This window comes from Rhizobium sp. NZLR1b, assembly GCF_019685155.1.
GTDB lineage: Bacteria > Pseudomonadota > Alphaproteobacteria > Rhizobiales > Rhizobiaceae > Rhizobium.
In genome coordinates, this window is sequence record NZ_JABDWC010000003.1 from 445,716 (window position 1) to 458,985 (window position 13,270).

At 60.8% G+C, this 13,270-nt stretch carries 12 protein-coding genes; 4 read left to right on the forward strand and 8 right to left on the reverse strand.

Annotated features, from left to right (window positions below; translation table 11 throughout):
* Nucleotides 1–162 precede the first annotated feature (162 nt).
* The 3 genes from HJB84_RS06640 to ftsE all read right to left on the reverse strand — a co-directional run bounded on the left by HJB84_RS06640 (nt 163) and on the right by ftsE (nt 2,612).
* Nucleotides 163–879: a YdcF family protein gene (locus HJB84_RS06640; RefSeq protein ID WP_207581995.1), complete on the reverse strand. Its 717-nt coding sequence runs from the start codon at nt 877–879 to the stop codon at nt 163–165.
* Between the two features lie 67 nt (nt 880–946).
* Nucleotides 947–1,960 (reverse strand): ABC transporter permease, encoded by a 1,014-nt coding sequence (locus tag HJB84_RS06645; protein ID WP_221115544.1) that lies wholly within the window; start codon nt 1,958–1,960, stop codon nt 947–949.
* Nucleotides 1,953–2,612: a cell division ATP-binding protein FtsE gene (gene ftsE / locus HJB84_RS06650; RefSeq protein ID WP_003567051.1), complete on the reverse strand. Its 660-nt coding sequence runs from the start codon at nt 2,610–2,612 to the stop codon at nt 1,953–1,955. Before ftsE ends, HJB84_RS06645 begins: the two co-directional genes overlap by 8 nt.
* A gap of 206 nt (nt 2,613–2,818) precedes the next feature.
* Between ftsE and HJB84_RS06655 the strand changes: the two genes are divergently transcribed.
* The 3 genes from HJB84_RS06655 to HJB84_RS06665 all read left to right on the forward strand — a co-directional run bounded on the left by HJB84_RS06655 (nt 2,819) and on the right by HJB84_RS06665 (nt 4,659).
* Entirely contained in the window at nt 2,819–3,469 is a 651-nt protein-coding gene (locus tag HJB84_RS06655) for a hypothetical protein (protein ID WP_207581993.1), read from the forward strand.
* A 135-nt stretch (nt 3,470–3,604) separates the two neighbouring features.
* The gene (gene hpt, locus HJB84_RS06660) at nt 3,605–4,147 is read left to right on the forward strand and encodes a hypoxanthine phosphoribosyltransferase (RefSeq protein ID WP_207581992.1); all 543 of its coding nucleotides are present in this window, start codon (nt 3,605–3,607) and stop codon (nt 4,145–4,147) included.
* Nucleotides 4,148–4,299: 152 nt separating this feature from the next.
* Complete coding sequence (locus HJB84_RS06665) at nt 4,300–4,659, forward strand: response regulator (protein WP_003582627.1); 360 nt, start codon at nt 4,300–4,302, stop codon at nt 4,657–4,659.
* Between the two features lie 204 nt (nt 4,660–4,863).
* Here HJB84_RS06665 and HJB84_RS06670 read toward each other — a convergent pair whose 3' ends face one another.
* The 4 genes from HJB84_RS06670 to argH form a co-directional block, all read right to left on the reverse strand.
* Nucleotides 4,864–7,533, reverse strand: a complete 2,670-nt coding sequence (locus HJB84_RS06670) for a TIGR02302 family protein (protein WP_207581991.1) — start codon at nt 7,531–7,533, stop codon at nt 4,864–4,866.
* A 369-nt stretch (nt 7,534–7,902) separates the two neighbouring features.
* The gene (lysA, locus tag HJB84_RS06675) at nt 7,903–9,171 is read right to left on the reverse strand and encodes a diaminopimelate decarboxylase (protein ID WP_221115545.1); all 1,269 of its coding nucleotides are present in this window, start codon (nt 9,169–9,171) and stop codon (nt 7,903–7,905) included.
* Between the two features lie 11 nt (nt 9,172–9,182).
* Nucleotides 9,183–9,377 carry an LPS translocon maturation chaperone LptM gene (locus HJB84_RS06680; protein WP_207581989.1) on the reverse strand — a complete coding sequence of 65 codons (195 nt, stop codon included), beginning with the start codon at nt 9,375–9,377 and terminating at the stop codon, nt 9,183–9,185.
* A gap of 150 nt (nt 9,378–9,527) precedes the next feature.
* Nucleotides 9,528–10,931, reverse strand: a complete 1,404-nt coding sequence (gene argH / locus HJB84_RS06685) for an argininosuccinate lyase (protein WP_221115546.1) — start codon at nt 10,929–10,931, stop codon at nt 9,528–9,530.
* A gap of 26 nt (nt 10,932–10,957) precedes the next feature.
* Between argH and tlpA the strand changes: the two genes are divergently transcribed.
* Nucleotides 10,958–11,620, forward strand: coding sequence for a thiol:disulfide interchange protein TlpA (gene tlpA, locus HJB84_RS06690; RefSeq protein WP_207581987.1), 663 nt, complete (start codon nt 10,958–10,960; stop codon nt 11,618–11,620).
* Nucleotides 11,621–12,003: 383 nt separating this feature from the next.
* Here tlpA and HJB84_RS06695 read toward each other — a convergent pair whose 3' ends face one another.
* Nucleotides 12,004–12,885 (reverse strand): 3-hydroxybutyryl-CoA dehydrogenase, encoded by an 882-nt coding sequence (locus tag HJB84_RS06695; protein ID WP_207581986.1) that lies wholly within the window; start codon nt 12,883–12,885, stop codon nt 12,004–12,006.
* Nucleotides 12,886–13,270 lie beyond the last annotated feature (385 nt).

Here is a 13,270-nt window from a genome sequence, read left to right on the forward strand (position 1 = left end):
CACGATATTGCTCGGCATAAAAAGCGTTTGATGACGTCCCAGAACAGGATTCAGATTTTAGGCCGGGCCTAAAATCTGAATCCTGCTCTAAATTAAAGAGTTGGAACATGATGTCGTGAGAAAACCGCTCACACTTTTCGGCATCATGCTCTAGCAAAAGCGTCAGTTCTCGCTCGACGCGCTTGCCGAGCGCAGCCCGGTGTGGCGACCGAAGCCGGTGATGTTGCGGGCGCCGGTCAGCAGCACTTTTACATATTCGGCAAGCATGACACGCATCGCATTCGGGTCGGTGAACCAGTTGCGGCTCTTCAAATCCGAATTGACCACGGGATAAGCGATGAACTCGATATCGGGATCGACATAGGAGAGCTCCGCGAGGCTTCGCGGCATGTGGTAGTTGTTGGTGACGATCAAGACGCTGCGGTATCCCTTGGCGTGGATCCAGTTCGAAGCTTCCTCGGCATTGCCGATCGTGTCGATCGCATCGTGGCCGATATCGACACAGCAGGAGAAGAGATCGGCCGAGCCCTGCGTCATCTTGCGGATCTGCGCCGGGGTGGTCGTCGGGTGGACGCCGGAAATGAGCAAACGCTTGCCGGCACCTTTCTGCAGCAGCTCCACGGCCTGATCGATGCGCTGGTAACCCCCTGTCAGCACGACGATCGCATCTGCCTTCGGCTCGGCCGGAGGCTTAAGCGTCGTCACGGAATCGGCGAAACGCAGGAAACCGCCGAACAACAGGGCGATCGCCAGCACGCAGGCAAAGCCGCCCCAACGCAGCAGGCGGCGGATCAGCCCGCGCCGCGGCGGCAAACCCGCCGGGCGGTCAAGCTCGGGGTCCTGATGAATCGGGTTGGGTGTCGTATCTCCCATGGTCATGAATCGTGACTATACGCTGATTGCGGCACGGAACAGACGCTTTCATGGCAAAACGGCATGGTCACGATCAACTCGCGATGCCGTCGGTGCGTGTCGGGTCCGAGCGTAATGTATCGATTTCGTAGATCGTCTGCATGACGGTCAGTCGCGCGGTGATGGTGGTCAGGAGCGCAATGACGATCATCGTCGCGAAGATGCCGGCATAACCGAGCACGCCGACGGAGAAGGTGCCGAAGAGCGCCGTCGCCTGGTCCGTTTCCGGGGTGGCGAGCGTGCGGCTCTGCCAGAAACCGGCGGTGGCGAAGAAGAGGGCGGCAAGGGCGCTGCCGATTGCCGAGCCCTTGAGGCTGATCTTCAGGAAATGCTTCTGGAATTCGGTGGCGACGAAGGAGCTTTCGGCGCCGACGAAATGCAGCACTTCGACGACGTGACGATTGCCCGACAGCGCGCCGCGCGTGGCGAAGACGACGGTGAGCACCATCGCCGTGAAAACCAGCAGCAGGATGCCTGTGCCGATCATGACGGTCGTGTGCGCCATGGACACCAGCCGGTCGACCCAGGTGCGGTGATCGTCGAGGCTTGCCTGCGGGATGCTGTCTTTCAGCAACGCCCGCATCGAATCGAAATCCGGTGGATTGCTCTCGTCGATGGTGATGATGACGAGGCGGGGAACGGGCAGATCCTTGAGATCGAGACCGGGGCCGAGCCAGGGTTCGAGCAGGCGGGCGGTCGCCGCCTCGTCGACGATCTGGCCGCTCTTGGTGCCGACGAAGGTCAGCGCCAGGTCGCGTGCCTGGGTCAGCGCCTTTTCCATGTCGAGATTGTCGTCCGGCTTGATCTGGATGGTGATCTCTCGGGAGATCTGGCTCTCCCAGCTTGCTGCCGTCGAGCGCACCATGCTGACGCCGCCGAGCGTCAGGCAGGCGAGAAAGGCCATGATTGCGATGACCACCATCAACGCGCTGCCCTGGATGTTGGATGGCGGCAGGATCGGCGCGGTCGGACGCACGCGCATTTCCGGTCGTTTCTGCTCAGCCTTACCAGGCGCCTTGTCCGGGTTTCTGGATGGGAGCTCAGTCATAGATATCGAGATGCCCCCCCGAGAGGATCATGCGGCGAGCTTCCACCTGTTCCATCAGCGCCAGGTCATGCGTGGCGATCACAACTGCGGTGCCGAGGCGGTTCAGCTCGAGGAAAAGATTGAGCAAGCGCTTGGCCATCGGCGGGTCGACATTGCCGGTGGGTTCGTCGGCAAGCAGCACCTCCGGCCGGTCCATCAGCGCCCTGGCGATTGCGGCGCGCTGCTTCTCGCCGCCCGAGAGCACGGGCGGCAGCACGTTGATGCGTTCGCCGAGGCCGACCCATTTCAACAGTTCCAGGACGTCGGTCTTGTAGGAGCTCTCATCCTTGCCGCGCACGCGTAAGGGCAAAGCGACATTCTCATAGGTTGTCAGATGATCGAGGAGGCGGAAATCCTGGAAGACGATGCCGACGCGGCGGCGCAGCAACGGCAGTTCCGGGCGGGGGATTTCGGAAATATCGCGCCCGAACATGCGGATCAGGCCGCGCGTCGGCTGCAGCGACATGAACAGCAGCCGCAGCAGCGACGTCTTGCCTGCGCCCGATGGGCCTGTCAGGAACTGAAAGGATTTCTTCGGAATGTCGAAGGTCAGGTCCCGGAGGATTTCCGGGCCCATGCCATAGCGCAAACCGACATTCTCGAAATGGATCAACGTGCAGCTCAGTCTGTTGTGGGTTTCACCGCGTGACTTGTTAACCAACACCGTTAACAGCCGGTAAATTTTGCCGGAAAGACGCCCGTTTGATGGCGATCTTTGCGAAGCATTAACCATTAAAATTTACGACTGAGCGGGATTCGTTTCAATGCCAAGATTTCCCCTGGCAGCGAAACCATGTGGACATCTGCGAGGCAGCCACCATGGAAGCATCCTCCTTCAGTCGCCGGACACCGGGCCAGGCCTATGATTTCCTGCCGCCGGAACCCGCCGCCCGCCAGTACCGTGCGGCGCGTCCTGCCGATATTTCCGACGCCGAATTCGTGACGCTCGGCAAAGTCCGACCGAAGGAATTTACCGCAAGAACCTATAACGACAACCGCAAGCGCGCTGCTGGCGCACACGCAGCACAGCCGCCGCTGACGCCAGTGACTGCAACTGTTCTGCGGGACGTGGAAGCCCTCCTGCAGCGCGCGTCGATGCGGAGCTTCGCGGGGCTGGTGCTGGCGCTCGCCGTGCTGGTCTTCGGGCTTGCCGGCGGCTTTTCCGGCCTTGCCGCCGAGCGGGCCTATTCCGGAGCGCCGCTGCATTTCACCCATGTGACGGTGGCGCCGCGCGACGCGAACGGCATGCGCGTGCTGGTCATCAACGGCATCCTCGAAAATGACAGCGGCACGACGCAGACGGTGCGTCCGATCCGTGCCGATCTCGTGACCGACGAGCGACTGACCGCAAGCATCATCATCAATCCGCCGGCCGATGTCATTTATGGCGGCCAGAGCCGGGGTTTCTCGGCCCGTGTCCAGCATGCCGGCGGAAAACTGCCGGAGGTCCGGCTGTCGTTCCTGCCATAGAGAGCGCTCGAACGTGGATTGGGTGATTTTCCCGCCGCAACGCGCGCCAATCTGGTTAATTTCATGGCGGGTGAGGCTGTTTCACGCTCGCATATGTGCTAACGGCTTACCCTTCTTTTCATGGAGCAAGCCCTTATGCCTGTCGTGCGCGGAAAAAATATCGAGCCGCTCTTTACTGCCGAGCAGATCGCCGAGCGCAATCATTCGATGGCCCGGGAGATCGCCAATGGCCCGACCCAGGACCTGCTTGTCATCGCCGTGCTCAAGGGTTCGTTCATCTTCGCCGCCGACCTGATCCGCGCCCTGCACGATAGCGGGCTTGCACCGGAGGTCGAGTTCATCACGCTGTCGAGTTATGGCATCGGCACGGTCTCGCAGGGCGTGCGCATCGTCAAGGATATCGACAGCGACGTCCATGGCCGCGACGTCCTGTTGATCGACGATATCCTCGAATCCGGCCGGACGCTGCTGTTTGCCAAGGAATTGCTGTTCGAGCGCGGCGCGCGCAACGTCACGATCGCCGTGCTGCTCGATAAGCGCGTCAAGCGCAAGGAAAAGCTGGAGGCCGATTATGTCGGCTTCGAATGCCCTGACTATTTTGTCGTCGGTTACGGCATGGATGTCGCCTATGCCTTTCGCGAACTGCCCTTCGTCGGCGTGGTTACCGGGGACGCCTGAGCGACTTCAAAGTGGTTCGAAAGACGTCCGCCGCTGCCTTGCCGCCCGAGACGGGTTGTTAACCATCTCGTCCATCGCTTCCTGATCTTTACCGATCGAAAAGGAAATCCTGGTGATTTCCGTCGCGGGGCTGACCACGGAGCAATGCACATATGGCAAGAATTCTGATCACGGAAGACGAGGACTCCCTGCGGTCCTTCGTAGCCCGAGCCCTGCGGCTTGATGGCCACGAGACCGATGAGGCGGCCGACGGGGCCGAGGGCCTGGAGAAGCTCAGGGAAGGGGTCTACGATCTGCTGCTTTCAGATATCCGCATGCCCGTGATGGACGGCATCGAACTCGCCCATCAGGCAAAAGACGCCTTTCCCGGCCTGAAGATCCTGCTGATGACCGGCTATGCCGAGCAGCGCGAACGGGCCGACGATCTTGCCGAAAAGATTATCGACGTCGTCGCCAAACCATTCGCGCTTCCCGATATCCGCAAAGCGGTCGCCCGAGCGCTGGTCGCTTAAAGCTCTCTATTTTCATGCATGTCGTCATCCCGGAACAGCTGCACACGTCGTGATGACATGTATCAGAGCATGACGGTGAAAACTGAGTACGGTTTTTGGACGGTATTCCGCTCGTTTTCTTGATGAGATCCGGATTCAAATTTTATGCCGATCCGGCCTAAAATCCCTGCGCCGGTGCGCGTGTCATGTCACGGTGGCGTCAGCTTACTGGATGTCCAGCAACCGTTCGAGATACCGCCGTTCCATTTCCTGCGGCGGATTGTTGCCGAGCTTCTCGCGGATCGCGTCGAGGATTTCTCGGGCGCGCTGAACGTCGATCTCGTCGGGAACCTTCACGCTGTTGTCGCCGAAATCCGGTCCCGGGGGGCGTGGCCGGCCGAGCGGGTCGCGGCCATTTTGGTCGCCGCCCTGGCTCATCTGGCCGTTCGGACCCTGCCCTTGCTGGCCCTGTTGCGCCTGCATCATCTGGTTCATCATGTCGCGGGCGCCCTGGCGAAGTGCTTCGAGCGCGCGGCCCTGGCCTTCGATGGCCGGCTGGCCATGCCCCTGGCCGAGTTCGCGACCGGCGCCTTCCATCTCGCGTTGCGCCTGTCCGAAGCCCGGGCCAGGCTTCATGCCCATCTCGCCGAGGCCCTTCTGCAATTCGCCGAGCTGCCTGCCGAGCGCATCCTGCTGAGCGCGCAGCTGCTTCAATGCCTCGCGCAACTGCTCGGCGGTCATCTGGTCGGAGGGCTGCTGGCCGTCTTTGCCTTGCTGGCCCTGCTGCTGATCCTGCGGTTCGCCGTTTTCTCCGGGGTTCATCTCGTCGAGCAGCGGATCGTTTTCACCCATATCGGGTTCGCCGCGTTGCATGCGGTCCCTGAGCTGCTGATCGAGGCGGAAGGTCTGATCCATCAACTTCTGCTGGTCGCGCAGAATCTCGCCGAGCTTGTCGATCTGCTTTCGGGCCTCGCTGTTTTCCTGGCTCTGTTGGCCGCGCTGCGGGCGGCCGGCCTGCAGATTGTTCATCATCCGCTGCAATTCCGACAGCATCTGCTGGGCGGCGTCACGATTGCCGGAGCGGGCGAGATTCTCGATCTGGTCCATCATCCGTTCCAGATCCTGCTGGCGCAGGATGTTCTGCGCATTCTGGTTCGGCTGCATCGGCGCGTTCTGCATGCGTTGGGCAAGCTCGGTCATATAGTCCTGCATCGCCTTGCGCAGCTCATCCATCAGCTTCTTGATCTCGGCGTCGGGGGCGTTGCGGTCCAATGCGTCGGCAAGCTTCTGCTGGGCTTCGCGCAGCTTGCGCTCGGCAAGCGAAAGATCGCCGTCCTCCATGCCGAGTGCAATCTCCCAGAGATATTGGGCCGTATCCTTGAGTGCATCCTCACCCTTTGCGAGCTTCATGCGCGTCAAAGCGGATTCCAGCAGGAGATAGTTGGTGAGCTTGGGGATGGTCTCCTCGGGACGGATGGTCAGCGCCTCGTTCAGTGCGATCGCCTGCGGCATCTTGCGGGTGTCGAGCGCGAAAACCTGCCGTTCCTCGGCGACGGCGGCGGCAAGCGGCTCGTTGAAGGGCCGCGACGGCAAGGTCATCTCATACGGCGGGCTGCGGCCGGTCTGGCCGGCGCCATCCTTGGCGACGAGCGTCACGCGCACGCGCTTTCCGGCAAGCGGATGTTCGGTCAGGTTGCGGCTGGTCACGCCCTTGGCGTCACGGGCGTTACGGCGGGGAATATCCAGCCGGTATTCCGGCAAGGGATAGAGCGGCGTCGCCGTCGGATCGGTTTCGACGGGAACGATCTCCGCATGCGCCTCCTGGACGCCGTAGTCGTCCTTGACGGTAAAGCCGATTTCAAGCGCGCCGTTGACGCTGGGTTTCGGCATGCCGTCGAAAGCAATTTCCGGCGCCTTGTCGGGGAGAACCTCGAAGCTCCAGCGGCGACCGTTGACTTCGAGGGCGCCATTCTCCTCGAGCTTCATCACATGGGTCTGGGCGACGGGAGCCTGGTTGGCCGGGACCTGGCCGGTTGGGACCGTATTCGGCTGTTGACTGCCGGATGCCGCCGCCTGCTGCGGCTTGGTATCCGCCTGCACGGCGATATCCTGCGCCTCGCCGTTTGCCTTGCGGAATACGACCTTTTCGGCTGTCTTGCCGCCGCTGACGCGCACAGTGAGGCCGGAAAACTGCGGAATGCCGATCGACCCCTGCTCGCTGCCGTCAGCGGTCAGATAGACTGGGGCGCGGCCGGTGTAGGAGGGCGGCGTCACCCAGGCGTCGATGCGCACGGCCGGATCGACGGTGACGTGCTCGGATGCTGCCTGCAACGCGTCACCGATCGAGCCGCCGTTGATCGACAGTGAGTAGGCAAAGGCGGTGACCAGCAGCAGCGCCGGCACGGCGCGCAGCGCGAAACGGTCATGCACGGCGATATCAGGCCGCGGCAGTCCGGCATCGAGTGCAGCGATCTTTTCGGCCATTCGCGTCTGGTGCTCGCGCCAGAGCGCCCGGGCGAAGGGCGTATCGAAGGCCGGCTCGTCTTCCTGGACGGTGACCGGCTGGTGCGGCAGGCCGTTGCGCTCTTCCAGCATGCGGTCGGCTTCGGCGACCTTCGGCCAGCGCAGAGTGCGGAAGGGCAGGAGCGAGACGACAAAAGCAGCGGCAAAGGCAATCAGCAGCAGGATGCGCAGCCAGTCAGGCACGCTGCGAAAGATGCCGAACCAGGAGACGGAGAGATAGAAGGCGATCACTGCCAGAACCGGCATCAAAGGTGGCAGTAACTGCTCGAAAAACAGCACAACACGCGCCAGCAGGCGTTTTGTCGTCACCAGCCGGGCAAGCGAGGGGCGGAGCGCAAATGCACCTTTCCTCTGCCTTGAGGGGCTTGTCATCGGTCCGGTCTCCGCGATCTGGCGTTCTGAAACAGAGGGCGCTTCCGGCGATTGCAGGGCAATACGCTCATGACTGACAAGGATAACACTCTTTGTGGCGAAGGCGAGGGCGAGCGGCCGGCCATACCGGCTTTTCACGTTAATTCGCCAAAAAGTGATGGCTGGTTAAAGCGCGTCGCGATCTTTCAGATTGCTCCCCACGCTTTAAGTCTTTGTTTTACGCAGTCGTGCGCTGCACACTCTTGCGCGACATGCTTTAGAACAGGGTGATGATAGGCCCACTCGGCCTAAAATCTGGATCCTGTTCTAAATTAAATAGTTAGAGCACGATGTCATGAGAAAACCGTATACACTTTTCGGCATCATGCTTTAATCGAGCCAGGCCGGAACGGAGTCGAGGCTGATCAGTTCGGCATAGGTTCTGCGCGGGCGAATCGTATGGAAATCGCTGCCTCTGACCAGAACTTCGGGCACCAGCAGCCGGCTATTATAAGTGCCGGCCTGGACCGCGCCGTAAGCGCCGGCAGTGCTGACGGCCATCAAGTCGCCGGGCTTCGGCATCGCCATCTCGCGGTCGAGTGCCAAATAATCGCCGGTCTCGCAGACGGGGCCAACGACGTCGGCGCGGATGCGCGGGGCGTTCGCCGCCGAAATCGTCACCGGGCGGATCTCGTGATAGGCCTCGTAGAGCGTCGGGCGGATGAGATCGTTCATCGCGCCATCGACGATGACGAAGGTCTTTTCGCCGCCATCCTTCACATAGAGAACCTCGGTCACCAGGATACCGGCATTGCCGACGATCAGGCGGCCGGGTTCGGTGATGATCTTGCAGTTGAGGCCGCGCAACTGGTTCTTGACTATGGCCGCATAGGCATCCGGCAGCGGCGGCGGATTGTTGTCGTCCTTATAGGGGATGCCGAGACCGCCGCCGATATCGACGTGATCGATGGTGTGGCCGTCGGCACGCAGCGTCGCGACAAGATCGTGCAACAGCCTGAAGGCGTCGTCGAAGGGCTGCAATTCGGTGATCTGGCTGCCGATATGCATGTCGATGCCGGTGACCTCGATGCCCGGCAGCTTGGCGGCATGGGCATAGATGGCGCGGGCACGCTCCCAGGAGATGCCGAATTTGTTTTCCTTCTTGCCGGTCGAGATCTTGGAATGGGTTTTTGCATCGACGTCAGGGTTGATGCGGAAGGAGACCGGCGCTTTCGTCCCGGCCTTGATGGCGCGCTGATTGAGGATTTCGAGCTCGGGCTCGGATTCGACGTTGAAACAGTAGATGCCTGCCTCGAGAGCGAAATCCATCTCCTGCGGCGTCTTGCCGACACCCGAAAACATGATGCGGCTGGCGGGAATGTCGGCAGCGAGCGCGCGGCGCAGCTCGCCCTCGGAGACGACGTCGATACCGGCGCCGAGGCGGCCGAGTGTCTTCAGCACCGCCTGGTTAGAGTTCGCCTTCATCGCATAACAAACCATCGAGTCCATGTCCGCGAATGCTTCCGAAAAGACGCGGTAATGGCGCTCTAGCGTTGCGGTGGAATAGACATAAAAAGGTGTGCCGACCGCCTTGGCGATCTCGGGAACGGGGACGTTCTCGGAATGCAGGATGCCGTCTCGGTACTCGAAATGGTTCACGGGCTTGTGCCTTAAAGAAGGGGATCGAGAAGGAAGGGCTTGTCGACGGTTCCCGGCTTTTTCGTCGGCTTGGAAACGTCACCTTCCTTGGTTGCCGCAGCACTCGGCGGATCGAGGTCGCCCTTGCGCCCGCATCCGGCAACGGCAAGGCCGATGACGGCGAGAACCGCCGTCAGGCGGATGAGGTGCGGCAAGCTCTTCTGCATGGATATCCTCTTCGGCGGCATTTGATGGCATCATTCATGGCGGATGATGGAGATCTTCATAGCGAAGTTTATCCGCCTTGTGCACCCTGATTGTTGGACGGTCTTCCCGCGTAGACGACAAGATCGCGGCGGCTTTCGCCGCCTGACATTTCAGTTACGGGCGCGCCAGAAGGCGATCTGCCTGCGTACCTCGGACGGCGCCGTGCCGCCGAAGCTCTTGCGGCTGGCGACCGAGGCCTCGACGGTCAGCACGTCGTAGACCTTGTCGGTGATGTCGGGATGGATCGCCTGCAGGTCGGAGAGCGGAAGTTCGGCAAGGTCGCAGCTCTTGCTTTCGGCAAGTGCGACGGCGCGGCCGGTGACGTGATGGGCATCACGGAAGGGGAGGCCCGCTTCGCGCACCAGCCAGTCGGCAAGATCGGTCGCCGTCGAGTAGCCGGAACCGGCCGCCGCCTTCATGCGCGCGGTGTTGACGGTCATGTCGCGCACCATACCGGTCATGGCGGCAATCGCCAGTTCCAGGCTCTCGGCCGCGTCGAACACCTGTTCCTTGTCTTCCTGCATGTCTTTGGAATAGGCGAGAGGCAGGCCCTTCATGATCGTCAGAAGGGCCACCAGCGAGCCGTTGATGCGGCCGGTCTTGGCGCGCACCAGTTCGGCGGCATCCGGATTCTTCTTCTGCGGCATGATCGAGGAGCCGGTCGAGAAGGCGTCGGAGAGACGGACGAAACCGAATTGCGGGGTCGACCAGATGACGATCTCTTCCGCCAGACGCGAAAGGTGCATACCAGCAATTGCGGCGATCGACAGGAACTCGATGGCGAAGTCGCGGTCGGAGACCGTATCGATGGAGTTGCGGGTCGGCTCGCGGAAACCGAGCGCCTTGGCAGTCATATGGCGGTCGATCGGATAACCGGTGCCGGCAAGGGCTGCCGCGCCGATCGGGCTTTCGTCCAGGTGCTCGATGGCGTGGCGCACGCGCGAGCGGTCACGGCCGAACATTTCGACATAGGCCATGCAGTGATGGCCGAAGGTCACGGGCTGGGCGGTCTGCAGATGGGTGAAGCCCGGCATGACGCTTTCGGCATGTTCCTCGGCGCGGTCGAGGAAGGCGGCGATCAGGCCGGTCAGCATCCGTTCAGTTTTCTCAAGCTCTTCCTTCACCCAGAGGCGGAAGTCGAGCGCTACCTGATCGTTGCGCGAGCGGGCGGTGTGCAGCCGGCCGGCTGCCGGTCCGATCAGCGTCGCCAGGCGCGCTTCGACATTCATATGAATGTCTTCGAGCTGTCGCGAGAATTCGAAATTGCCGCTTTCGATTTCTGACAGGATCGTGTTTAGCCCGTGAACGATCTTGTCCTTATCGTCAGCGGAAATGATCCCCTGATGGGCGAGCATGGTCGCGTGGGCGATCGAGCCGCGGATATCCTGCGCGAATAGCTTCTTGTCGAAACCGATCGAGGCATTTATCTCCTCCATGATCGCGTCCGGGCCGGAAGCGAAGCGCCCGCCCCACATCTGGTTGGAGGATTTGGTTTCGGTTTTGCTCTCGGCCATGAAAGATGCCCGTCCTGGAGAATGAAATGACGACGAGAAAACCCTTCGGCCTGCCGTCCGTAAAATTGATCGCAATCGCCGCCGTTGCAGGCGTTGTTGCCGGTGCGGCAGCGGTATACGTGAAGGAGACGGGGATTGGCAATGGCATCGGCAATACCGCTTCGGCCGAATGCGCGCTGGCTAGGGAACGCGCTGCCAATCTGACGCCGCTGATGAAGGGGCAGGTCGCCGCCATGGTCGCCGCCAACGAACCGCGCAAGCTGACTGCGGTTACATTCAACGGCCCTGACGGCAAGGCGATGACGCTCGATCATTTTACTGGCAAGACTGTGCTTCTCAATCTGTGGGCCACGTGGTGCGTGCCCTGCCGCGAGGAGATGCCGGCGCTGAACGCGCTGGAAAAGGGTATGGGGAGCGACAAGTTCCAGGTCGTACCGGTCAATATCGATACCGGTGACGACGAGAAGCCGAAGGCCTTCCTGAGCGAGATCGGCGTCGATGCGCTGCAGCTTTACCGCGACAATACGATCGGCGTCTTCAATAGCTTAAAGAAGGAAGGTCTCGCTTTCGGCCTGCCGGTGACGCTGCTGCTCGACGACAAGGGCTGCCTGATTTCAGCGATGAACGGCCCGGCTGCCTGGGACAGCGAAGATGCCAAGACGCTGATCAAGGGCGCGATCGGATCCTAAAGCGCGTCGCATCAAATTTGATTCATGCGGCGCGCTTTAGCTCTTTGTTTTGATGCATGTCGTTGCGAATCGCTTACACTTCCGGGCGGCATGCATTAAGGAGCCCGTCAGGAGTCTCCGTCTCCTTTAATGAGGAAGACACCCGCAAGCCCGATGAGCACGCAGCATTGCAGCAGGAACATTGGTGTTTCAGTCGACATGGCGTTCCCTCCCGTTCACGGCAAGAAAGCATTTCGCGGGCGGGCCGTCCATTCGCCCTTTCGGGCGACACCCGCTTAGAACAGGATGATTTTAGGCCCGGTCGGCCTAAAATCATCGTTCTACATTAAAGAGCTAGAGCATGATGTCATAAGTAAACCGCTCACACTTTTCGGCTTCAAGCTCTAGCGCGTCGGGACCGGCACTTCACCCCGATAGTCATAGAAGCCGCGTCCGGACTTGCGTCCGAGCCAGCCCGCCTCGACATATTTCACCAGCAGCGGGCAGGGACGGTATTTCGAGTCCGCCAGGCCGTCGTGCAGCACCTGCATGATCGAAAGGCAGGTGTCGAGGCCGATGAAATCGGCAAGCTGCAGCGGCCCCATCGGATGGTTGGCGCCGAGCTTCATCGCCGTATCGATGGCATCGACCGTGCCGACGCCTTCATAGAGCGTATAGATCGCCTCGTTGATCATCGGCAGCAGGATGCGGTTGACGATGAAGGCCGGGAAATCCTCGGCCACGGTGATGGTCTTTTCCAGCGTGCCGACGAATTCCCTGGCGGCCGAGAAGGTCTTTTCATCGGTCGCGATGCCGCGCACCAGTTCGACCAGCTTCATCACCGGCACCGGGTTCATGAAATGTATGCCCATGAAGCGTTCGGGGCGGTCAGTGGCGGCAGCTAGCCGGGTGATGGAAAGGGAAGAGGTGTTGGTGGCAAGCAGCGCCTCGGGCTTCAGGACCGGACAAACCTGCGCATAGATCTTGCGCTTGACCGTTTCATCCTCGGTGGCGGCCTCGATGACGAGATCGGACGGGGCGAGATCATTGACATCGGACGAGCCTGTGATGAGCGACAAAGTCGACTTGCGTTCCTCTTCGGTCATCTTGCCGTTCGTCACCAGGCGGGCAAGGTTGCCGTTGACGGTGGCAAGGCCGGATTCGATGCGATCCTGGGAGAGATCGTAAATGTGAACCCTGTAACCTGCGGCGGCCGAAACATGCGCGATGCCGCAGCCCATCTGGCCGGCACCGATAATACCAATATTCTTCAACACCGCATTCATCTCCAAACCCCCGCACGGCATTCGCCCCCGCGCTGCCGCATTTTTTAGCAATACTGCCGGACGAAGGATCGCCCGGCAGCAGTAGTAGCCCGATAAAAGATAATTTTCCAGTCATTCGCAAGTGCGAAAGAAAAGCATTTGACGCGTTTAAAGCGCGTTGCGAATCTTTCGATTCGCTTCTCGCGCTTTAGCAGGCTGCTGAAATTCGCTCTGCGTTGGCGCAGTTGCTTGCTGTGGGTCTGATTTTTTTACAGACTGGCTGTCGTGCGGTGGGATTTTGGCCGATTGAGGCGGGTTTTCTGGCCATATCGGCTTATTGATCTCCCTCAAGACACACTTCGCCCGTCGATCCGATCAATTTGGGAAGGCGGATGATGTTGTACGC